The organism is Pantoea sp. ABR1s, assembly GCF_057812235.1.
Window position 1 is genome coordinate 85,333 of sequence record NZ_CM173823.1, and the last position, 22,724, is coordinate 108,056.

18 protein-coding genes and 2 rRNA genes are annotated in these 22,724 nt (G+C 53.4%); 14 read left to right on the forward strand and 6 right to left on the reverse strand.

What is annotated here, in order from left to right; translation table 11 throughout:
* Nucleotides 1-91: 91 nt before the first annotated feature.
* Nucleotides 92-3,000: ribosomal RNA gene (locus ACXKZD_RS00395) — 23S ribosomal RNA — on the forward strand.
* 90 nt (nucleotides 3,001-3,090) lie between these two features.
* Nucleotides 3,091-3,206, forward strand: a 5S ribosomal RNA gene (gene rrf / locus ACXKZD_RS00400).
* 85 nt (nucleotides 3,207-3,291) lie between these two features.
* On the opposite strand, the gene mobB is transcribed toward rrf, so the two are convergent.
* Together mobB and mobA are read right to left on the reverse strand one after the other, a co-directional pair.
* Nucleotides 3,292-3,798 carry a molybdopterin-guanine dinucleotide biosynthesis protein MobB gene (mobB, locus tag ACXKZD_RS00405; protein WP_033759293.1) on the reverse strand — a complete coding sequence of 169 codons (507 nt, stop codon included), beginning with the start codon at nucleotides 3,796-3,798 and terminating at the stop codon, nucleotides 3,292-3,294.
* 1 nt (nucleotide 3,799) lies between these two features.
* Nucleotides 3,800-4,366, reverse strand: coding sequence for a molybdenum cofactor guanylyltransferase MobA (gene mobA, locus ACXKZD_RS00410; RefSeq protein ID WP_033759289.1), 567 nt, complete (start codon nucleotides 4,364-4,366; stop codon nucleotides 3,800-3,802).
* 44 nt (nucleotides 4,367-4,410) lie between these two features.
* On the opposite strand from mobA, the gene ACXKZD_RS00415 reads away from it, so the two are divergent.
* The 5 genes from ACXKZD_RS00415 to spfP all read left to right on the forward strand — a co-directional run bounded on the left by ACXKZD_RS00415 (nucleotide 4,411) and on the right by spfP (nucleotide 9,871).
* Nucleotides 4,411-4,686: a YihD family protein gene (locus ACXKZD_RS00415; protein ID WP_033759287.1), complete on the forward strand. Its 276-nt coding sequence runs from the start codon at nucleotides 4,411-4,413 to the stop codon at nucleotides 4,684-4,686.
* Between the two features lie 45 nt (nucleotides 4,687-4,731).
* Nucleotides 4,732-5,718: a serine/threonine protein kinase gene (locus ACXKZD_RS00420; protein WP_033759286.1), complete on the forward strand. Its 987-nt coding sequence runs from the start codon at nucleotides 4,732-4,734 to the stop codon at nucleotides 5,716-5,718.
* A 26-nt stretch (nucleotides 5,719-5,744) separates the two neighbouring features.
* Entirely contained in the window at nucleotides 5,745-6,374 is a 630-nt protein-coding gene (gene dsbA, locus ACXKZD_RS00425; protein WP_010672112.1) for a thiol:disulfide interchange protein DsbA, read from the forward strand.
* A 378-nt stretch (nucleotides 6,375-6,752) separates the two neighbouring features.
* Entirely contained in the window at nucleotides 6,753-9,539 is a 2,787-nt protein-coding gene (gene polA, locus ACXKZD_RS00430; RefSeq protein ID WP_033759283.1) for a DNA polymerase I, read from the forward strand.
* A 284-nt stretch (nucleotides 9,540-9,823) separates the two neighbouring features.
* Nucleotides 9,824-9,871: a small protein SpfP gene (gene spfP, locus ACXKZD_RS00435; protein WP_071892919.1), complete on the forward strand. Its 48-nt coding sequence runs from the start codon at nucleotides 9,824-9,826 to the stop codon at nucleotides 9,869-9,871.
* Between the two features lie 85 nt (nucleotides 9,872-9,956).
* Here spfP and yihA read toward each other — a convergent pair whose 3' ends face one another.
* Complete coding sequence (gene yihA, locus ACXKZD_RS00440; RefSeq protein ID WP_010258448.1) at nucleotides 9,957-10,592, reverse strand: ribosome biogenesis GTP-binding protein YihA/YsxC; 636 nt, start codon at nucleotides 10,590-10,592, stop codon at nucleotides 9,957-9,959.
* 551 nt (nucleotides 10,593-11,143) lie between these two features.
* Between yihA and yihI the strand changes: the two genes are divergently transcribed.
* On the forward strand, nucleotides 11,144-11,668 hold the full coding sequence (gene yihI / locus ACXKZD_RS00445) for a Der GTPase-activating protein YihI (RefSeq protein WP_010258445.1): 525 nt from the start codon (nucleotides 11,144-11,146) through the stop codon (nucleotides 11,666-11,668).
* A 233-nt stretch (nucleotides 11,669-11,901) separates the two neighbouring features.
* The gene (gene hemN, locus ACXKZD_RS00450; RefSeq protein ID WP_089415150.1) at nucleotides 11,902-13,275 is read left to right on the forward strand and encodes an oxygen-independent coproporphyrinogen III oxidase; all 1,374 of its coding nucleotides are present in this window, start codon (nucleotides 11,902-11,904) and stop codon (nucleotides 13,273-13,275) included.
* A 41-nt stretch (nucleotides 13,276-13,316) separates the two neighbouring features.
* On the opposite strand, the gene glnG is transcribed toward hemN, so the two are convergent.
* The 3 genes from glnG to glnA all read right to left on the reverse strand — a co-directional run bounded on the left by glnG (nucleotide 13,317) and on the right by glnA (nucleotide 17,332).
* Nucleotides 13,317-14,726, reverse strand: coding sequence for a nitrogen regulation protein NR(I) (glnG, locus tag ACXKZD_RS00455; protein WP_010258440.1), 1,410 nt, complete (start codon nucleotides 14,724-14,726; stop codon nucleotides 13,317-13,319).
* 7 nt (nucleotides 14,727-14,733) lie between these two features.
* A complete protein-coding gene (gene glnL / locus ACXKZD_RS00460; RefSeq protein ID WP_008926971.1) occupies nucleotides 14,734-15,783 on the reverse strand; it encodes a nitrogen regulation protein NR(II) in 1,050 nt (349 codons plus the stop codon).
* A 139-nt stretch (nucleotides 15,784-15,922) separates the two neighbouring features.
* Nucleotides 15,923-17,332, reverse strand: a complete 1,410-nt coding sequence (gene glnA, locus ACXKZD_RS00465; RefSeq protein WP_010258434.1) for a glutamate--ammonia ligase — start codon at nucleotides 17,330-17,332, stop codon at nucleotides 15,923-15,925.
* A 438-nt stretch (nucleotides 17,333-17,770) separates the two neighbouring features.
* Between glnA and typA the strand changes: the two genes are divergently transcribed.
* From typA to fabY, 5 genes are all read left to right on the forward strand, one after another.
* Nucleotides 17,771-19,594 (forward strand): ribosome-dependent GTPase TypA, encoded by a 1,824-nt coding sequence (gene typA / locus ACXKZD_RS00470; RefSeq protein WP_010258429.1) that lies wholly within the window; start codon nucleotides 17,771-17,773, stop codon nucleotides 19,592-19,594.
* Between the two features lie 210 nt (nucleotides 19,595-19,804).
* Nucleotides 19,805-20,401: a glucose-1-phosphatase gene (yihX, locus tag ACXKZD_RS00475; protein ID WP_010258428.1), complete on the forward strand. Its 597-nt coding sequence runs from the start codon at nucleotides 19,805-19,807 to the stop codon at nucleotides 20,399-20,401.
* A gap of 3 nt (nucleotides 20,402-20,404) precedes the next feature.
* Complete coding sequence (locus ACXKZD_RS00480) at nucleotides 20,405-21,274, forward strand: virulence factor BrkB family protein (RefSeq protein ID WP_010672108.1); 870 nt, start codon at nucleotides 20,405-20,407, stop codon at nucleotides 21,272-21,274.
* Nucleotides 21,271-21,708, forward strand: coding sequence for a D-aminoacyl-tRNA deacylase (dtd, locus tag ACXKZD_RS00485; protein WP_033759277.1), 438 nt, complete (start codon nucleotides 21,271-21,273; stop codon nucleotides 21,706-21,708). Before ACXKZD_RS00480 ends, dtd begins: the two co-directional genes overlap by 4 nt.
* 56 nt (nucleotides 21,709-21,764) lie before the next feature.
* Nucleotides 21,765-22,712 carry a fatty acid biosynthesis protein FabY gene (gene fabY, locus ACXKZD_RS00490; RefSeq protein ID WP_010258423.1) on the forward strand — a complete coding sequence of 316 codons (948 nt, stop codon included), beginning with the start codon at nucleotides 21,765-21,767 and terminating at the stop codon, nucleotides 22,710-22,712.
* Nucleotides 22,713-22,724: the final 12 nt, after the last annotated feature.

A 22,724-nucleotide genomic window follows, 5' to 3' on the forward strand; every position in this document is an offset into this window, starting at 1 on the left:
ATTCCTCCGTAATAAGGAATGATTTGGCGATGCGTTCGAGTCTCTCAAATGCTTGCAATTCGCAGCGTTGTAAAACGCCTGTGGGTTGTGAGGTTAAGCGACTAAGCGTACACGGTGGATGCCCAGGCAGTCAGAGGCGATGAAGGACGTGCTAATCTGCGTAAAGCGACGGTAAGGTGATATGAACCGCTACAGCCGTCGATGTCCGAATGGGGAAACCCGGTGCACTCTGTGCATCATTGCAGCATGAATACATAGTGCTGCAAGGCGAACCGGGGGAACTGAAACATCTAAGTACCCCGAGGAAAAGAAATCAACCGAGATTCCCCCAGTAGCGGCGAGCGAACGGGGAGCAGCCCAGAGCCTGAATCAGCTTGTGTGTTAGTGGAAGCGTCTGGAAAGTCGCAGGGTACAGGGTGATACTCCCGTACACAAAAACACACATGCTGTGAGCTCGATGAGTAAGGCGGGACACGTGGTATCCTGTCTGAATATGGGGGGACCATCCTCCAAGGCTAAATACTCCTGACTGACCGATAGTGAACCAGTACCGTGAGGGAAAGGCGAAAAGAACCCCGGCGAGGGGAGTGAAACAGAACCTGAAACCGTGTACGTACAAGCAGTGGGAGCCTTCTTTATGGGGGTGACTGCGTACCTTTTGTATAATGGGTCAGCGACTTATATTCTGTAGCAAGGTTAACCGTATAGGGGAGCCGCAGGGAAACCGAGTCTTAACTGGGCGTTAAGTTGCAGGGTATAGACCCGAAACCCGGTGATCTAGCCATGGGCAGGTTGAAGGTTGGGTAACACTAACTGGAGGACCGAACCGACTAATGTTGAAAAATTAGCGGATGACCTGTGGCTGGGGGTGAAAGGCCAATCAAACCGGGAGATAGCTGGTTCTCCCCGAAAGCTATTTAGGTAGCGCCTCGTGAACTCATCTTCGGGGGTAGAGCACTGTTTCGGCTAGGGGGCCATCCCGGCTTACCAACCCGATGCAAACTGCGAATACCGAAGAATGTTATCACGGGAGACACACGGCGGGTGCTAACGTCCGTCGTGAAGAGGGAAACAACCCAGACCGCCAGCTAAGGTCCCAAAGTCATGGTTAAGTGGGAAACGATGTGGGAAGGCACAGACAGCCAGGATGTTGGCTTAGAAGCAGCCATCATTTAAAGAAAGCGTAATAGCTCACTGGTCGAGTCGGCCTGCGCGGAAGATGTAACGGGGCTAAACCATGCACCGAAGCTGCGGCAGCGACGCTTATGCGTTGTTGGGTAGGGGAGCGTTCTGTAAGCCGTCGAAGGTGTGCTGTGAGGCATGCTGGAGGTATCAGAAGTGCGAATGCTGACATAAGTAACGATAAAGCGGGTGAAAAGCCCGCTCGCCGGAAGACCAAGGGTTCCTGTTCAACGTTAATCGGAGCAGGGTGAGTCGACCCCTAAGGCGAGGCCGAAAGGCGTAGTCGATGGGAAACAGGTTAATATTCCTGTACTCGGTGTTACTGCGAAGGGGGGACGGAGAAGGCTATATCAGCCGGGCGACGGTTGTCCCGGTTTAAGCGTGTAGGCGGAGTGTCCAGGTAAATCCGGACGCTTATTAACGCTGAGGCGTGACGACGAGGCACTACGGTGCTGAAGTGATAAATGCCCAGCTTCCAGGAAAAGCCTCTAAGCATCAGGTAACACAGAATCGTACCCCAAACCGACACAGGTGGTCAGGTAGAGAATACCAAGGCGCTTGAGAGAACTCGGGTGAAGGAACTAGGCAAAATGGTGCCGTAACTTCGGGAGAAGGCACGCTGGCGCGTAGGTGGAGGGACCTGCTCCCCGAGCCGAAGCCAGTCGAAGATACCAGCTGGCTGCAACTGTTTATTAAAAACACAGCACTGTGCAAACACGAAAGTGGACGTATACGGTGTGACGCCTGCCCGGTGCCGGAAGGTTAATTGATGGGGTTATCCGCAAGGAGAAGCTCTTGATCGAAGCCCCGGTAAACGGCGGCCGTAACTATAACGGTCCTAAGGTAGCGAAATTCCTTGTCGGGTAAGTTCCGACCTGCACGAATGGCGTAATGATGGCCAGGCTGTCTCCACCCGAGACTCAGTGAAATTGAACTCGCTGTGAAGATGCAGTGTACCCGCGGCAAGACGGAAAGACCCCGTGAACCTTTACTACAGCTTGACACTGAACATTGAGCCTTGATGTGTAGGATAGGTGGGAGGCTTTGAAGCGCGGACGCCAGTCTGCGTGGAGCCAACCTTGAAATACCACCCTTTAATGTTTGATGTTCTAACGTAGGCCCGTGATCCGGGCTGCGGACAGTGTCTGGTGGGTAGTTTGACTGGGGCGGTCTCCTCCTAAAGAGTAACGGAGGAGCACGAAGGTCAGCTAATCACGGTCGGACATCGTGAGGTTAGTGCAATGGCATAAGCTGGCTTGACTGCGAGAGTGACGGCTCGAGCAGGTGCGAAAGCAGGTCATAGTGATCCGGTGGTTCTGAATGGAAGGGCCATCGCTCAACGGATAAAAGGTACTCCGGGGATAACAGGCTGATACCGCCCAAGAGTTCATATCGACGGCGGTGTTTGGCACCTCGATGTCGGCTCATCACATCCTGGGGCTGAAGTAGGTCCCAAGGGTACGGCTGTTCGCCGTTTAAAGTGGTACGCGAGCTGGGTTTAGAACGTCGTGAGACAGTTCGGTCCCTATCTGCCGTGGGCGCTGGAGAATTGAGGGGGGTTGCTCCTAGTACGAGAGGACCGGAGTGAACGCACCACTGGTGTTCGGGTTGTCATGCCAATGGCATTGCCCGGTAGCTAAGTGCGGAAAAGATAAGTGCTGAAAGCATCTAAGCACGAAACTTGCCCCGAGATGAGTTCTCCCTGACTCCTTGAGAGTCCTGAAGGGACGTTGAAGACTACGACGTTGATAGGCCGGGTGTGTAAGCGCAGCGATGCGTTGAGCTAACCGGTACTAATGACCCGTGAGGCTTAACCTTACAACGCCAGAGGCGTTTTTGAGAGACACAATTTTCAGCCTGTACCGGATATTCTGCGCGGCCTTATGGGCGGCGCGGAGACAGAATTTGCCTGGCGGCTTTAGCGCGGTGGTCCCACCTGACCCCATGCCGAACTCAGAAGTGAAACGCCGTAGCGCCGATGGTAGTGTGGGGTCTCCCCATGCGAGAGTAGGGAACTGCCAGGCATTAAATAAGTGAAGAAGCCCCGCACGGAAGTGCGGGGCTTTTTTACGTCTGCAGATCGTGAAAAACTGCATCACAACATCCATTTCAGCGTTTTTCAAGCCAGTCGGCAATGAAGTCTGCAACGCTGTCCGGACGATTTATATCCAGAACTGGCACGTTCAGCGTTAATTTCTGGTCGCTGGCGACAGCGATTACCTGCTCATCAAGCAGTTCCTCGATCCCGCCCTTGATCCCGGCCCGCCATAAAACAATTTTAGGTACGGGTTCATCTTTGAAGCCTTCGACCAGCACGACCTCAAGCGTAGCGTGATCCATGCGGCTGAGCAGATAAGGCAGATTAATCGACTGCTTTTCCGGCGTCTCACACATCAATGCCCATCGCTCTGAACTGGCCAATATTACCTGACTGGCACCCGCTTTTCTGAGCAGATAGCTATCTTTGCCTGGCGTATCCACATCCATCTGATGATGGGTATGTTTAATCAATCCTGCGCGGATACCTTTATCGCCGAGAATCGGTATCACCTGCTGCAATAGCGTCGTTTTCCCGGTTCCACTCCAGCCCACAATGGCAAGTATAGGTAATGACATGTCAGCCTCTGTTGTTCAGGTCATCAGGCGTATTGATATTGCGGAAGGCAGCCTCATCCTCATCCATCCGGACAGCATGGCCACCGTGGTCGCGCAGAAAATGCATAAGACGTCGTTCTCCAGCCTGAAGATAGTCATAAAGAGGTGCAGCCATTTCCCGATGAATCAGCGCCAGCGTAGGATGATCGCGCGACTGTGAACGTACCCAGACTGCCGGCGCCTCTTCGCGTTGATGGAGCAGTTTTTCGACGAAGTTGAGAGGTATTGCAGGCGTATCGCAGGAGCAAAAAGCGGCCCATTCACCGTCGATGGCGAGCAACCCACTGTAGATCCCGGCCAGCGGACCGGGATAATCATCAAAAACATCCTGAATAACCCGACATCCGCTTAACTGATAGCGATCAATATTACGATTCGCATTAATCATGACAATGTCGACTTGTGGCCTGAGCCGTTCAAGGACATGCTGATAAAGCGGCCTGCCATCCAGCTGTACTAGCCCTTTGTCCTGACCACCCATACGGCGGCCCTGACCACCGGCCAGAATGATGCCGGTTAACATTGTCATGACTGTGCCCTCGCTGATGACGCACTGTGAAAGGAGAAATCTGAATGAAATGCCATCGTTTAAACGAGTTAATCGAGTTGCTGCAACCCGCCTGGCAAAAAGAGCCTGATCTTAATCTGGTCACATTTTTGCAGAAACTGGCTCAGGAATCTGGTTTCCGTGGCCCGTTAAGTGAATTAACCGATGATGTATTAATTTACCATCTCAAGATGCGTGACTCAGCCAGCGATGATGAGATCCCGGGCCTGAAAAAAGACTATGAAGTTGATTTCAAAACAGCACTGCTCCGCGCACGGGGTGTCATTAAACAGGACGAGTAGTGTTATCCTTGGCTGCTATTTGCAAGGGCAACTACAGGTAACATGATGAGCGACGCTGCTTTTAATTTCCAGACATTGAATCCCGACGTGTTGCTTGATGCGCTCTGGGAAACAGGAATTCGCGTCGAATCGGGTCTGACAGCCCTGAACAGCTACGAGAACAGGGTTTATCAATTCAGCGACGACGAAAAACGCCGCTATGTTGCGAAGTTTTATCGCCCACAGCGCTGGCGTGCCGAACAGATTGCTGAAGAACATCAGTACGCACTTGATCTGCTGACTGACGAAGTGCCCATCGCGGCGCCACTGCGGTTAAAGGGTGAGACACTGCATAGTCACGCTGGCTTCTTCTTTGCCGTATTCCCCAGCCTGGGCGGACGACAATATGAGACAGACAACGAAGATCAGATGGAGTGGGTAGGCCGCTTCCTGGGCCGCATTCATCAGACCGGGCGTAAAGCGCTGTTCAGGCATCGGCCTGCCATCGGTCTGGATGAATATCTGCATGAACCCCGGCAGGTGCTGGAGCACTCTCTGTTAGTGCCTGCATCGCTTAAAGTCGCACTGCTACAGGCTATCGATAAGCTGGGAAACACGCTGCAACAACAGTGGCACACCACGTGGCAGCCGCTACGATTACATGGCGACTGCCATCCGGGTAATATCTTGTGGCGTGACGGACCGCTGTTTGTCGATCTGGATGATGCCCGTAATGGCCCGGCCGTGCAGGATCTCTGGATGCTGATCAGCGGCGATCGTCAGGAACAGCGTATTCAATGGGATATACTGCTGGAGGCGTACAGTGAGTTCAGTGATTTTGATATTAATGAATTGTCACTGATTGAACCTTTACGCGCCATGCGCATGGTTTATTATCTGGCCTGGGTTGTCCGACGCTGGCAGGATCCCGCTTTTCCGCGCGCTTTCCCCTGGATGACAGATGAAGATTTCTGGCGCAGGCAAATTTCACTCTTTACCGAGCAGGAGAAGCTGTTGCAGGAACCTCCTCTGCAGCTGACACCGCAATATTAATGACGTAGTCAGGAGAATTTTTCACGATGAAAAAAATTTGGTTTGCACTGATGGGTTTAGTGCTGGCATTCAGCGCATCTGCTGCCCAGTTCACTGAAGGTAAACAATATGTGAGTCTGCCTAAACCTGTGGCCGGCGAACCTCAGGTGATGGAGTTCTTCTCCTTCTTCTGCCCGCACTGCTATCAGTTTGAACGTATTTATCACGTCAATGACGCGGTGAAAAAGAATCTGCCTGCTGACACTAAGATGGTGAAATACCACGTCGATTTTCTCGGTGGAGAGCTGGGGCCGGTCGTGACCCAGGCCTGGGCTGTCGCGATGGCGCTGGGCGTTGAAGATAAAGTGACAGCACCGATCTTCGATGGCATTCAGAAAACGCAGACCATCACCGATCCTGCCAGTCTGAAAGAGACCTTTGTCAAAGCGGCCGGTATCTCTGCGGCGGACTATGATGCAGCCTGGAACAGCTTCGCCGTAAAAGCGCTGGTTGCGCAGCAGCAAAAAGCCGCTGCTGATGTTGATCTGCGTGGTGTGCCTGCTATTTTCGTGAATGGCAAATACATGGTTAACAACGGCGGTCTTGATACCAGCTCTATGGATAATTTCGTCGCAGACTATGCGAACGTGGTTAAATTCCTGGTAAGCCAGAAGTAATCAGCCTCACACCCCCGTTAAACGCCAGCTCTGCTGGCGTTTTTTTTATGCCTTTGAACAACGGGCCAATTTTTGTCCATCTCCAGGGCATAAATTTAATATCCACACAAGGGATCGCGCTATTAAAAATAGCGATCGGGTCACGGAAATTAAATAAGCCAATGAAATTTATGGTTTTTATTCAAGTGTCGATTATTTATTTTCCTGAAAAACAGCGCGTTATAATTTTTACGCACAAAGTTATCCACAGAACGATCGTTGCGATCCTGTCCCCAAAAGCGTGAAAAACTCCAGACGTGGCACGCCTTAGTTCACCATTTCTGCCTGGTTGTGGCATCCTTATAGCCCAACTCATAGCAACGAAGACTACACAGACTTATGGCGCAAATAGCAGAAAATCCCCTGATTCTGGTCGATGGCTCATCCTATCTTTATCGCGCGTATCACGCGTTTCCGCCGCTGACCAACAGTGCAGGTGAACCCACTGGCGCCATGTACGGCGTGCTCAACATGCTGAAAAGCCTGCTGGCGCAATACAATCCGAGTCACGTTGCTGTGGTGTTCGATGCCAAAGGCAAAACCTTCAGGGACGAGCTGTTTGAGCATTACAAATCTCACCGTCCCCCGATGCCTGACGAGCTCCGTGCACAAATTGAGCCGCTGCATGAGATGGTGCGGGCGATGGGGCTGCCGTTGCTGGCTGTGAGCGGCGTCGAGGCTGATGATGTCATCGGTACGCTGGCGCTGGAAGCGGAGAAAAAGGGTATCTCAGTACTGATCAGCACCGGCGACAAAGATATGGCGCAGCTGGTCACGCCCGCCATCACGCTGATTAACACTATGAGCAACACCATTCTGGGACCAGAAGAGGTTGAGCAGAAATATGGTGTTCCACCCGCATTGATCATCGATTTCCTTGCCATGATGGGTGATAGCTCCGATAACATTCCTGGCGTGCCAGGCGTCGGTGAGAAAACGGCACAGGCGTTGCTGCAGGGGCTGGGCAGCATGCAGACGATCTATGACAATCTGGACAAAGTGGCCGATCTCGGCTTTCGTGGTGCCAAAACCATGGCGACCAAACTTGAGCAGAATCGTGATGTGGCGTTTCTCTCTTATCAGCTGGCGACCATTAAGACAGACGTTGAGCTGGCGCTGCCCTGTGAAGAGCTCACAGTCACTGAACCCGATACAGAGGCATTGCAGGCCCTGTTCAGTCGTTACGAGTTCAAACGCTGGCTGAGTGACCTGCAGGACGGTAAATGGCTGCAGGGTAAAAAGAGCACTACGCAGGCGCAAAAAGCGCAGGCCGATGAACCGGCCCCGGTGGCTGAAACCAGCAGCGTGTTACCGACCGAGGGTTATGTCACCATTCTGGATCAGGATCTCTTTGATAGCTGGCTGGAGAAGCTGAAAAACAGCGAAGTCTTTGCGTTTGATCTGGAGACCGACGCGCTGGATACCCTGAGCGCTAACATCGTCGGCATCAGCTTCGCGGTGGCGCCCGGTGAAGCCGCCTATCTGCCGGTTGCCCATGACTATCTTGATGCGCCTGATCAACTGGATCGCGCTACCGTTCTGGCACAGCTCAAGCCCTTGCTGGAAGATGAGAGCGCATGGAAAGTTGGCCAGAACCTGAAATACGATCGCGGCGTGCTGAAAAACTACGACATTGAACTGGCCGGTATCAAATTCGACACCATGCTTGAGTCCTATATCCTCAACAGCGTGGTGGGCAAACATGACATGGATAGCCTGGCCGCTCGCTGGCTTAACCATAAAACCGTGACCTTCCAGGAGATCGCCGGTAAAGGCAAAAATCAGCTGACGTTCAATCAAATCGCGTTAGAGCAGGCATCTCATTACGCTGCAGAAGATGCAGATGTGACCCTGCAGCTGCATCTGAAGATGTGGCCAGAGCTGGAGAAAGAAGCGGGCCCGAAAAAAGTCTTTGAACAGATTGAGATGCCGTTACTGACGGTGATTTCGCGTATAGAGCGCAACGGTGTGCTGATCGATCAGTCTATTCTGGCGCAGCACTCGAAAGAGCTGACGGCCCGCCTGGCTGAGCTTGAGTTAAAAGCGCATGAGCTGGCAGGGGAACCTTTCAACCTCTCATCCACCAAGCAGCTTCAGGTGATCCTGTTTGAAAAACAGGGCATCAAGCCCACGAAGAAAACACCAGGCGGCGCGCCTTCAACCAGCGAAGAGGTGTTAGCCGAGCTGGCACTTGATTATCCGTTACCCAAAGTGATTCTGGAGCATCGCGGCTTATCCAAACTTAAGTCTACTTATACGGATAAATTACCGCTGATGATCAATCCGATCAGTGGCAGGGTACATACCTCTTATCATCAGGCCGTCACCGCAACCGGACGTTTATCCTCTGCCGATCCGAATCTGCAAAACATTCCGGTGCGTAATGATGAAGGACGCCGAATCCGTCAGGCATTTGTAGCGGCCAAAGGCCATCGCATTGTGGCGGCAGACTATTCACAAATCGAACTGCGTATCATGGCGCATCTCTCTCAGGACAAAGGATTACTGGACGCTTTTGCCCAGGGCGAAGATATTCACCGCGCGACGGCATCGGAAGTGTTTGGCGTGGCGCTGGATAAGGTCAGCGGCGAACAGCGTCGCAGCGCCAAAGCGATCAACTTTGGTCTGATTTATGGCATGAGCGCCTTTGGCCTGTCGCGTCAGCTGAATATCGGTGCGGGTGAAGCGAAAAAGTATATGGATCTCTACTTTGAACGCTATCCGGGCGTCCTGCGCTATATGGAGAACACACGCCAGCTGGCGGCGAGTAAAGGCTATGTCGAAACGCTGGAAGGCCGTCGGCTGTGGCTGCCCGATATTAAATCCGGTAACGCCATTCGCCGGAAAGCCGCTGAACGTGCCGCGATCAATGCGCCGATGCAGGGAACGGCAGCGGATATCATTAAGCGGGCAATGATTGCCGTGGATAACTGGCTGGAACAGCAAAACGACAATGCCGTCAGAATGATCATGCAGGTTCACGATGAACTGGTGTTCGAAGTCAAAGCCGGGGCGGTTGAAGAGGCGAGCCAGAAAATCCGTGCGCTGATGGAAGGTAGCGTGCAACTCGACGTACCTTTACTGGTTGAAGTCGGTGTGGGTGACAACTGGGATGAAGCCCACTGATTCGATGCGTGTGGTCGGTTCTGAAGAACAGAACCGGCCCTGAATCAGGTATAAGAAAATCGTTTAGTTGACCGGTTTAGCGTGGTTAACGCTGGCACTGAGAGAAAACGCTTTTCTAACTGCTTATGGTCTAAACACTTTTTTCGTCATTAAACTACATCGCAACGCTATTTTTGTGACGTGCATGGTAAAAAAAGTCCTGTTTCATGTAAGTAAGCAACAAAAAAGCCTTTGTCACGCACAGAAAATCAGGTAAAGTTCGTCGCGTAGGGTACAGAGGTAAGATGTTCTATCTTTCAGACCTTTTACTTCACGTAATCGGATTTGGCTGAATTTAGCCGCCCCAGTCATTCTGTGACTGGGGCGTTTTTTATTGGGCTTTTTGTACCGTCAGCATCACCGGCACAAGGTTGCCACTCACTCTTCCGCGTCCTGATCTTCAACCGCAGGTTCAAGCGTATTAAACCAGCTGTCCAGCTTCTGACGAACCTTATCCACGCCGATTTTCTTCAGCGATGAGAAGAGCTCTACCTGCACATCACCAACAAATTCGAGTGCGGCTTCACGCACGACATTGAGCTGCGCTTTACGGGCACCTGAGGCCAGTTTGTCTGCTTTAGTGAGAAGCAACAGCACCGGAATGCCACTTTCCACTGACCACTGAATCATCTGCCGGTCGAGATCTTTCAGCGGATGACGGATATCCATCAGGATAACCAGTCCTTTCAGCGCCTGACGTTTTTGCAGGTATTCACCTAACGCGCGCTGCCACTTCAGCTTCATCTCTTCCGGGACTTCGGCATAACCGTAACCGGGCAGGTCGACCAGACGCTTACCTTCTTTCACTTCAAACAGGTTAATCAGCTGCGTACGTCCCGGCGTTTTACTGGTACGCGCCAGACCCTTCTGATTGGTTAACGTATTCAGCGCACTCGATTTTCCCGCGTTCGAGCGGCCAGCGAAAGCCACCTCAATTCCGGTATCGGCAGGCAGATGGCGGATATCCGGCGCGCTCATGACAAAGTGGGTAACGTGGTAATTCAATTCAGACAAGGTGACACTCCAGAAAACGCATTAAGGCAATGCGGGCGATTATACGCGTTATGACGCGAAAGTGCTCAATCGCATCTCGGTAACAAACTTTGTAAGAGATTTGCCATTCACGGTGCGGGTTATTTCGCTTTTTACTTTAATTACTAAAAATAAAAAAATATGTAATTCAAACCCTTATCTTAAAACGTTCTTTTTTTGAACTAACTATTTTTGACACTGACTTGAGGCTTTTACCAGTTGGTCTACATTAGTGTGCAGTGCACGGCAGCACACATCAGGATGATGCGCTCAGGGATACCAGGAGGGTTATGAGCGATGGAATGGAACAGGGTCAGGGATGCGGCCAGACAGGGATAAGGAATAGCTCAGGAGTTGAGCAGGCGCGGGATTAACCGGGATGTTACGAGCCGAAAAGGATTTAAAACATGATTCCTTCTTATGAAGGTATGAAATAAGGCGACAGCTTGAGCTGTCGCCTTTTTTCTTTGTCTACTTTCTGCTAGATTTCGCCGCAATTCTATACTGAATAAAAAAAGCCGGGACCGAATACTATGAAGCAACCTGCACGAGCTGCTAACGGCAAACCTGCCGTCAAAGCCAAACGCAAATCGCGTGACGATATCAACCATGAAGCACGCGATCGCAAACGTGATAAAAAGCATCGCGGACATGCATCTGGCAGCCGTGCTAATCCGGCTGCGTCCGAAAACAATGGCGGACGTCAGGCGGACAGCGTCAAAGATCCGCGCATCGGGAGTAAAAAACCGGTGGCCCTGATCGCTGAAGGAAAAACCGCCGCCGTTAAACCAAAGAAAAGCGCAGAAAAACCGGCAGCAGAGAAGAAAGTGCGTCTGACACCAGAAGAAGAGCTGGCGAAGCTGGAAAATGACGAACGTCTGGATGCGCTGCTGGATCGGCTGGAAAATGGCGAAACGCTGTCGGCTGAAGATCAGGGCTGGCTGGATGCCTCGCTGGATCGTATCGACGAACTGATGGAGCAGTTAGGCATTGTGATGGATGATGCCGAAGATGAGCAGGCTGAAGAAGATATGTACCGTCTGCTGAAAGGCAACTAAGCAAATTTGATCGGCATGCGTTACCCGCATGCCGCGCTTAACAGGTAAACGACAATGTTTTGGCCTGGATCAATTTTCGCGCTGCTGGCGACATGTTATCTGCTGTGGTTATTGTTTAAACTACGACGCCTGTCGCGTCTGAAGCAACGTTTACGTCGGGTCTCATCCCGCTCACCTTTTGTCTCCTCTTCTTCGCGACCTTCTCTCAGACGACGTCACCGGAAGGAGTGAGCATGCCATCGCAGCAGATTGAGTGGGATCAGGCGTTAATTGAAAAGTACAATTATGCCGGCCCGCGTTACACCTCCTATCCCACTGCGCTGGAGTTCAGCGAGCAGTACGCGGAAAACGACTTCCAGCGTGCCGTGGCGCGTTACCCTGAGCGTCCGCTGTCGCTCTATGTCCATATTCCCTTCTGCCATCGTCTCTGCTACTTCTGCGGCTGCAATAAGATAGTGACGCGTCAGCGCCACAAAGCGGACCGCTATCTGGATGTGCTCGAACAGGAGATTATTCAGCGCGCGCCACTGTTTCGTCAGCGTCAGGTCACGCAGCTTCACTGGGGCGGCGGCACGCCAACCTTCCTCGACAATGCGCAGATTTCCCGGCTGGTGGGTTTACTGAAGCAGCATTTCAGCGTGGCCGATGATGCCGAAATGTCGATCGAAGTGGATCCCCGGGAAATTGCGCTGGATGTGATTGATCACCTGCGATCGCTGGGATTCAACCGGCTGAGCATGGGGGTGCAGGACTTCAACAAATCGGTGCAGGAGCGGGTTAACCGGGTACAGGATGAAGAGGTGATTTTCGGGCTGATGGCGCGTGCCCGTGAACAGGGGTTCAGCTCGACCAGCATTGACCTGATCTATGGTTTACCCCTGCAGACGCCCGCCAGCTTCGCCTGGACGCTGGAGCGGGTACTGGCGCTGAGCCCGGATCGTCTTAGCGTCTTTAACTATGCGCATCTGCCGGCGATGTTCGCGGCACAGCGTAAAATCAAAGAGGGTGAACTGCCATCGGCTCAGCAAAAGCTGGATATTTTACAGCAGACCATCGCAACTCTGACTCAGCAGGGCTACCAGTTCATTGGAATGGATCACTTTGCGAAGCCGCAGGATGAACTGGCTATCTCGCAGCGCAAAGGCCAGCTGCATCGCAATTTCCAGGGATACACGACGCAGGGCGACAGCGATTTGCTGGGGCTTGGCGTCTCTGCCATCAGCATGATTGGCGACAGTTATGCGCAGAACCAGAAAGACCTTAATACCTGGTACAATTGTGTGGAACAGCAGGGAAATGGCCTGTGGCGTGGCATCGCCTTAACCGACGATGATTGCCTGCGTCGGGACGTGATAAAAACGCTGATTTGTAACTTCTCGCTGAATTTTGCCGCGACAGAAGCGCAATGGGGCATTTGCTTCAGCGACTATTTTGCTGAGGACCTGGCGCTGCTGAAGCCGTTGATAGCTGATGGGCTGGTGGAACTAACCGCTACGGGGCTGGAGGTGACGGGAATTGGCCGGTTACTGATCCGCAATATCTGCATGTGCTTTGATCGCTATCTGCGTCAGAAAGCGCGTCAGCAGCAGTTCTCCCGCGTTATCTGAAGAAAAGGGCTGGCAGACTACACCAGCCCGTACTGAACCACTTATTCCATGCCCAGCTCTTTGAGCTTGCGCGTCAGCGTGTTTCGTCCCCAGCCCAGCAAACGTGCTGCTTCCTGTTTGTGGCCCTGCGTATGACGCAGCGCAGTAGTGAGCAGCGTGCGCTCCATCTCCGGCTGGGCTTCTGACAGCAGATTCTGATGACCGGAACGCAGAGCGCGATCGGCCCACTGTGCCAGCAGTGTTGCCCAGCTGTCAGGCAGCGACTGCACCGGATTCTCCGGCGTACTGGATTCAAACAGTTCTCCGGGCAGGTCCTGAATCAGGACTTCCTGACCCGCAGCCATCACGGTCAGCCAGCGACAGGTGTTCTCCAGCTGACGCACGTTACCTGACCAGTGCAGTCGGGTTAACGCTGTCTCGGTTTCCGGATGCAGAATCTTCGCTTCCACACCCAGCTCACGCGCCGCCACCTGCAGGAAATAACGCGCCAGACGCGGGATATCCTCACGACGCTCACGCAGCGGCGGCAGATGCACACGAATCACATTCAGGCGGTGAAACAGATCCTCACGGAACTTGCCTTCCTGTACACGTAATTCCAGATTCTGGTGGGTCGCCGCGATAATACGCACATCCACTTTGACCGGCGCATAGCCACCAACGCGATAGAACTGGCCATCGGCCAGCACGCGCAGCAGACGGGTCTGCACATCCAGCGGCATATCACCGATCTCATCCAGAAACAGCGTGCCGCCATCCGCCTGCTCAAAACGGCCCTGACGGATCTGGTTCGCCCCGGTAAAGGCGCCTTTTTCGTGACCAAACAGTTCTGATTCAATTAAATCTTTGGGGATCGCCGCCATGTTGAGCGCGATAAAGGGCGCTTTGGTGCGTGGGCTGTGGCGATGCAGCGCATGGGCCACCAGCTCTTTACCGGTACCGGACTCGCCGTTGATCAGCACACTGATCGACGAGCGCGATAATCGTCCGATGATGCGGAACACATCCTGCATCGCGGGCGCTTCACCGATGATATCGGTGGTGGGTCCGCTGACCGGCTGATTACGTGGCTGCTGCTGCTCCTGATAGTGGCTGATAGCACGCTCGACCAGCGCAACCGCTTCATCGATATCGAACGGCTTAGGCAGGTAATCAAAGGCACCCTGCTGATAGGCGCTGACGGCAGCGTCCAGATCTGAATGCGCCGTCATTATGATGACCGGAAGCATCGGATGACGCTGTTTAATCTGTTTCAGCAGCGCCAGGCCATCCATACCGGGCATGCGAATGTCTGACAGTAAAACGTCCGGGGTCTTGGTTGAGAGGGCATCCAGCACCTCGCTTGCGCTGTCAAAAGTCGCACAGCTCAAACCGGCTCCAGTGAGCGCGCGTTCAAGCACCCAGCGGATGGAGCTATCGTCATCGACGATCCAGACTATCCCTCGTTGCATAGAAACCTCACTGGCGAATAGGCAGGTAAACCGAGAATTCGGTGTGTCCCGGCCAACTGTTAAATTCTATTTTTCCTGAATGTTGATCAATCAGGCTACGGGCGATGGAGAGGCCTAAACCGGTACCGCCTTCGCGTCCGCTGACCATCGGATAAAACAGCGTATCCTGCAGCTGGGCCGGAATGCCGGGGCCATCATCTTCAATATCAATACGTGCCACCAGGCGATAACGCGTGCCGTGCAGCGTCAGCTGGAAAGCCGTGCGGGTGCGGATAATAATGGTGCCGCCATCGTCGCCCAGCGCCTGAAGCGCATTGCGCACCACGTTAAGCAGCACCTGTTCAATCTGATCGGGATCGTGCGGCAGTTCCGGCAGGCTGGGATCATAATCCCGTACCAGCGAGACATTCTCCGGCAGCTCCATCGACACCAGATTGACCACCCGTTCGGCCACCTGATGAATGCTCTGCGTGATGTGCATGCCCGGCTGCTGCGGCCCCAGCAGACGATCAACCAGATTCCGCAACCGGTCGGCCTGTTCAATAATCACTTTGGTATATTCATTCAGCGAGGGATCGGGCAGGGCGCGGGATAAAAGCTGTGCCGCGCCGCGCAATCCTCCCAGCGGATTTTTAATCTCATGGGCCAGGCCGCGAACCAGATCGCGAGCGGCCACCTGCTGGGCGTGCTGTAACTGCTCCTGACTGAGACGACGCTGATTATCCATCGGCGCCATTTCCATCAGGATTAAGCCATCGGGTAACCGCTGGGCGGTCAGCGACATAATGTGTGCGCGACCATCTACCACCAGCGTGACCTCACTGTCAGTAAATCCCTGGCCAGCCTCAAGACTCTCGCGCATCACCTCGATATTCAGCGAAAAGTAGCCGGTTAACTCCGGTAACGGCGTGCCGAACAATTTGCGTGAGCTTTGCGCCAGTAATTGCTGCGCCGCCGGGTTGGCGTAATGAATAACCAGATCGTTATCCACCAACAAAATACTGTTGATTAACGCGTTGAGAATCTGCCCTGCATCGGGCAGAGAGCCAGTTGCCATACAACGTTCCTCTGCACTAAAGAGGTGCATTTTAGTCTTTAAGCCGAAAAGAGGGCGAATGAACGGTGAATTCGCGGAGAAAAAAGCCCATCCGAAGATGGGCTAAAAGTTTCCACGGCAACAAAAAACGTCTGACCAGTTAAACGCTGTAGTAGAGCTCGAACTCAACCGGGTGTGGCGTCATGCGAACGCGATCCATCTCTGCTTTACGCAGTTCGATGTAAGCATCGATCGATTCGTCAGTGAATACTCCGCCGCGGGTCAGGAACTCGCGATCTTCGTTCAGTGCATTCAGCGCTTCTTCCAGAGAGCCTGCAACTTTTGGAATCTCAGCTTCTTCTTCCGGTGGCAGGTCATACAGGTTTTTGTCCATCGCATCGCCAGGATGGATTTTGTTGATGATGCCATCCAGGCCAGCCATCAGCAGTGCGGTGAACGCCAGGTATGGGTTAGCCGCTGGATCCGGGAAGCGCGCTTCGATACGACGCGCTTTCGGGCTGGCAACAACCGGAATACGGATTGAGGCTGAACGGTTACGGGCAGAGTAAGCCAGCATAACCGGTGCTTCGTAACCCGGGACAAGACGCTTGTAAGAGTTGGTGGTCGGGTTCGCCAGGGCGTTGATCGCTTTAGCGTGCTTGATGATACCGCCGATGTAGAACAGCGCCATTTCAGACAGGCCGCCGTACTTATCGCCGGCAAACAGGTTCTGGCCACCTTTGGAGAGTGACATATGGCAGTGCATGCCTGAACCGTTGTCGCCAAACATAGGCTTCGGCATAAAGGTCGCGGTTTTGCCGTAAGCGTGCGCAACGTTGTGAACCACATATTTGTAAATCTGAATTTCGTCCGCTTTTTTGGTCATGGTATTGAAGCGGGTTGCCACTTCGTTCTGACCCGCGGTCGCCACTTCGTGGTGATGCGCTTCAACAACCAGGCCCATCTGCTCCATGGTCAGACACATGGCAGAACGGATGTCCTGTGATGAGTCAACCGGTGGAACCGGGAAGTAGCCGCCTTTCAGACCTGGACGGTGACCTTTGTTACCGCCTTCGTACTCTTTACCGGTGTTCCATGCCGCTTCGATATCGTCGATAGCAACGTGTGAACCGGACGTCGATGAGCCGAAACGGATGTCATCGAACAGGAAGAATTCTGGTTCTGGTCCAAACAGTACGGTATCAGCGATGCCGGAAGAGCGCAGGAAATCTTCAGCGCGCTTAGCGATAGAGCGTGGATCGCGGTCGTAGCCCTGCATGGTGCCTGGCTCGAGGATGTCACAACGGATGATCAGCGTAGAATCTTCGAAGAAAGGATCCATGACCGCCGTGGTGGCGTCAGGCATCAGCACCATGTCTGATTCGTTAATGCCTTTCCAGCCGCCGATAGACGAACCATCGAACATTTTGCCTTCTTCGAAGAAGTCAGCGTTAACCTGGTGAGCAGGGATCGTAACGTGCTGTTCTTTACCTTTGGTATCGGTAAAACGCAGGTCAACAAACTTAACTTCATGCTCGTTCATCATCGAGAGAACGTGTTCAGCGGACATACTCAACTCTCCTGGAAATGGTCTTTCATTATCTACATGGCGAGGAAACGTCGTTTCCGGAATACGTTGCGGGAAAACAACTCCCTGACCAACCTCTTCCGGCACGCTCTTCAACCGACATCTGTCTGGCGTTTACGCTTGATTTAGATAAAGCGAATTCTGTGCCAACTTTTTTGATGATGCTTAAATCGCCTTGTGGTGCACCTTTTTGTCATAAAGCGGCTGCACCACGATCGTTTTATTGCACCATTGTGGTGCTTAACGGTCGTCTGATGGCACTATTTTGGTGCATCAGACCAACTTAGTGCATTTTCTGCACCGGTAACAGGGCAAATTGGCCTCCATGCAATAAACTTTCAGTGAAAAGTGTGATCGTGTTCAGTCTTCCGCTTAATCAGTGTACAATAACGCGCTATTTCTAATGCCTGAGGCAAAGCTGTGATCGAAAATTTGCGTAACATCGCCATCATCGCGCACGTTGACCATGGAAAGACCACCCTGGTTGACAAACTGCTGCAACAATCCGGTACTTTTGATGCCCGTACCGAAGCAACAGAGCGCGTGATGGACTCCAATGATTTGGAGAAAGAGCGTGGGATTACCATCCTCGCAAAAAACACCGCCATTAAGTGGAATGACTACCGTATCAACATCGTTGATACCCCGGGACACGCCGACTTCGGTGGTGAAGTTGAGCGCGTCATGTCCATGGTGGACTCGGTGCTGCTGGTTGTAGATGCGATGGATGGCCCTATGCCGCAAACCCGCTTCGTGACCAAAAAAGCGTTCGCGCATGGTCTGAAGCCGATTGTGGTTATCAACAAAGTAGACCGCCCTGGTGCGCGTCCGGATTGGGTTGTTGATCAGGTCTTTGACCTGTTCGTTAACCTGGATGCTACTGATGAGCAGCTCGACTTCCCTATCATTTTCGCCTCTGCGCTGAATGGTATTGCTGGTCTTGAGCACACCGACATGGCTGACGATATGACCCCGCTGTATCAGGCGATCGTCGACCACGTTGCACCTCCGCAGGTTGAGGCTGACGCCCCACTGCAGATGCAAATCTCTCAGCTGGACTACAACAACTACCTGGGCGTGATCGGCATCGGCCGTATCAAGCGCGGTAAAGTTAAGCCTAACCAGCAAGTCACTATCATCGATAGCGAAGGCAAAACCCGTAACGGTAAAGTCGGTAAAGTCCTGACTCACCTGGGTCTTGAGCGTATCGACAGCGACCTGGCAGAAGCGGGCGATATCATTGCTATCACCGGTCTGGGCGAGCTGAACATCTCTGACACCATCTGTGATCCACAGAACGTGCAGGCGCTGCCAGCACTGAGTGTCGATGAGCCAACAGTTACCATGTTCTTTAACGTCAACACCTCACCGTTCTGCGGTAAAGAAGGTAAGTACGTGACTTCACGTCAGATCCTTGAGCGTCTGAACAAAGAACTGGTTCACAACGTGGCTCTGCGCGTTGAAGAAACCGAAGATGCTGACGCGTTCCGCGTATCAGGTCGTGGTGAGCTTCACCTGTCAGTTCTGATCGAAAACATGCGTCGTGAAGGTTTCGAACTGGCGGTATCCCGTCCGAAAGTTATCTTCCGCGAAATCGATGGCCGTAAACAGGAGCCATTCGAGAACGTTACGCTGGATATCGAAGAGAACAACCAGGGTTCAGTCATGCAAGCCATGGGTGAGCGTAAGGGCGATCTGAAAAACATGGATCCGGATGGCAAAGGCCGCGTACGTCTCGACTACGTGATCCCAAGCCGTGGCCTGATCGGCTTCCGTAACGAATTCATGACCATGACTTCCGGTACCGGTCTGCTCTACTCTACCTTCAGCCACTACGATGACATTCGTGCGGGCGAAGTGGGCCAGCGTCAGAACGGCGTACTGATCTCCAACGGTCAGGGTAAAGCAGTTGCGTTTGCACTGTTCAGCCTGCAGGACCGCGGTAAGCTGTTCCTGGGTCACGGTGCAGAAGTCTATGAAGGCCAGATCATCGGTATTCACAGCCGTTCTAACGACCTGACAGTTAACTGCCTGACCGGTAAGAAACTGACCAACATGCGTGCTTCAGGTACTGATGAAGCCACGACGCTGGTTCCGCCAATCAAGATGACCCTTGAGCAGGCGATCGAGTTCATCGATGATGACGAACTGGTAGAAGTTACACCACAGTCAGTGCGTATCCGTAAACGTCACCTGACTGAAAATGACCGTAAACGTGCATCACGTGGTCCTAAAGACGCATAATTGCGCCTTTAACTGATAAAGAGCCCCGCCTGCGGGGCTTTTTTTTTGCCTGAAATTCCTGCCTCTTCAGCCGGGCCAGCGATTATTTGTGGGATATGTCGCGCTTTTTACCTGCCCGCTGCCGTTTACGCTTTTCTCTCCGCGAGTGCCTGTTCAGCCTGCCCTTTTGCCGCTAGAGTGAATACTCCAGGGAACAGAAGGAGACACACCATGCTGTATATCTTTGATTTGGGCAATGTGATTATCGATATCGACTTTAACCGCGTGCTGGGTGTCTGGAGTGACCTTAGTCGTGTGCCGCTGGCCTCGCTGCAAAGCCATTTCCAGATGGATGAGGCGTTTGAACAACACGAACGTGGCGAGATCAGCGATGAAGATTTCGCGCTGGCGCTGTGTGAAAAGCTGGAAATCGCGCTGAGCTATGAACAGTTTGCCGCTGGCTGGCAGGCGGTATTCGTTGACGTGCGTCCGGAAATCCTGGCGCTGATGAACCGGCTGCGGCTGGAGGGCCATCGGGTGGTGATCCTCTCTAACACCAACAAACTGCATTGCGAATTCTGGCCAACACAGTATCCGGACGTGCAGCAGGCAGCCGACAAGCTCTATCTCTCCCAGGAGCTGGGCATGCGTAAACCGGAAGCCCGGATTTATCAGCATGTGCTGGACGCAGAAGGTGTGGCTGCCGATCAGGCGGTATTTTTTGACGATAATCCACAGAATATTGAGGCGGCCCGCGCCCTGGGTATTGAAAGTGTACTGGTTACTGACAGTAAAACGGTACCCAACTGGTTTGCAGGTCAACAGTAATTCATGATGTCACGTAAATTTCGTCCCGGGCTGCATGCGTTCTGGTTGTGGCTCAAACTGTTGTGGAAACGCATTGATGAGGATGGCATGACGACCCAGGCCGGTAATCTGGCTTATGTCTCATTGCTGGCGCTGGTGCCGCTGATTGCGGTGGTGTTTGCCCTGTTTGCGGCGTTTCCGGTCTTCTCTGATATCAGTGTGCAGTTGAAGCACTTTGTCTTTACCAATCTGATGCCGGCTGCAGGTAACACGCTGCAACGCTATCTTGAGCAGTTTGTGGCTAACGTAAACCGGATGACGGCGGTCGGAGCGGTCGGCCTGATTGTTACCGCCTTACTGCTGATGCATTCCGTCGATACCGCGTTAAACACCATCTGGCGCAGCAACAAGAAGCGGCCGATGGTCTATTCCTTTGCGGTCTACTGGATGATCCTGACACTTGGCCCGTTACTGGCCGGTGCCAGTCTGGCGATCAGCTCCTATCTGCTGTCGCTGCGCTGGATTAACGCGACAGGCGTCACCAGCCTGGTCGATCAGATGCTGCGTATTTTCCCGCTCCTGCTGTCGTGGCTCGCCTTCTGGTTGCTCTACAGCATCGTTCCTACCCAGCGAGTGCCGCCGCGCGATGCGCTGATTGGCGCGCTGGTTGCCGGTGCGCTGTTTGAGCTGGGCAAAAAGGGCTTTGCGCTCTATGTTACTATGTTCCCCTCTTATCAGCTGATCTACGGCGTACTGGCCGTGATCCCCATTCTGTTTCTCTGGGTCTACTGGACCTGGTGTATTGTGTTGTTAGGCGCTGAAATCACCGTTGCGTTAGCCGACTATCGGCAGTTAAAGCAGCAACACAAAGAGGAGCAACGCGAGGAAACATGATTGCATTGATTCAACGCGTACAGCGCGCCAGCGTCAGCGTCAATCAGGAAGTGGTCGGTGAAATCGGTGCCGGTTTACTGGTTTTGCTGGGCGTGGAAAAGGGCGATGACAACGCGCGTGCGGAACGTCTCGCAGAACGCGTATTGGGCTATCGCATCTTTAGTGATGAGCAGGGCAAAATGAACCTGAGTGTTCGCCAGGCGGGCGGAAGCGTGCTGGTGGTGTCACAGTTTACGCTGGCCGCAGATACCCAAAAAGGGATGCGTCCCTCCTTTTCGGGTGGCGCCGAGCCCGCTGAAGCCGAGCGGCTGTATGAATATTTCAGCGACTGCTGTCGCAAGCAGGGCATCACCACGGCTAATGGCCGTTTTGCTGCGGATATGCAGGTCTCGCTGGTGAATGATGGTCCTGTGACGTTCTGGTTACAGGTGTGAGAGCGTCAGCTGAGCGGCAGGGAACTGGCCACACATCCGAGCGGGAGAAACATTACATGTATCACCTTCGCGTGCCACAGACGGCGGAAGAGCTGGATATCTATTATCAGTTCCGCTGGGAGATGTTGCGTAAACCTCTGCGTCAGCCGCAGGGGTCGGAACGTGACGCCTGGGATGCGCTGGCGCATCATCAGATGGTGGTTGATGAGCAGGGAAATCCGGTCGCCATCGGCCGTCTCTATATTAATGCCGACAATGAGGCCGCTATTCGCTTCATGGCCGTTCATCCTTCGGTTCAGGGCAAGGGACTGGGTACTCTGGTGGCGATGACGCTGGAATCCGTGGCGCGTCAGGAAGGGGCTAAGCGGGTAACCTGCAGCGCCCGCGAAGATGCTGTCGCTTTCTTCGCTAAACTCGGCTACATCAATCAGGGCGAGATTACCGCGCCGCAGACGACGCCGGTGCGTCACTTTTTGATGATCAAACCGGTCGTCACGCTTGACGATATCCTGCATCGCGCCGACTGGTGCGGTCAGCTGCAACAGGCCTGGTATGATCATATCCCGCTCAGCGAAAAGATGGGCGTCCGTATTCTGCAGTTTACCGGGCAAAAATTTATCACCACCATGCCGGAAGCGGGCAACCAGAATCCACACCAGACGCTGTTCGCTGGCAGCCTGTTTTCGCTGGCAACGCTGACCGGCTGGGGGTTGATCTGGTTGCTGCTGCGCGAGCGTCATCTGGGTGGCACCATTATTCTGGCGGATGCGCACATTCGCTACAGCCACCCCATCAGCGGACGGCCTGGCGCGATTGCCGATCTGGGCTCATTAAGCGGCGATCTCGACCGCCTGGCGCGCGGACGTAAAGCGCGTGTACAGCTCGAAGTTGAGCTGTTTGGCAATGATGAGTGTGGCGCTGTGTTTGAAGGGGTCTATATCGTCCTGCCCGCCGATCCTGACGGGCCGCTGGAAGAGGGGGGGTCCGGCGCGCGTATCAACTAATCATCAGGGCCG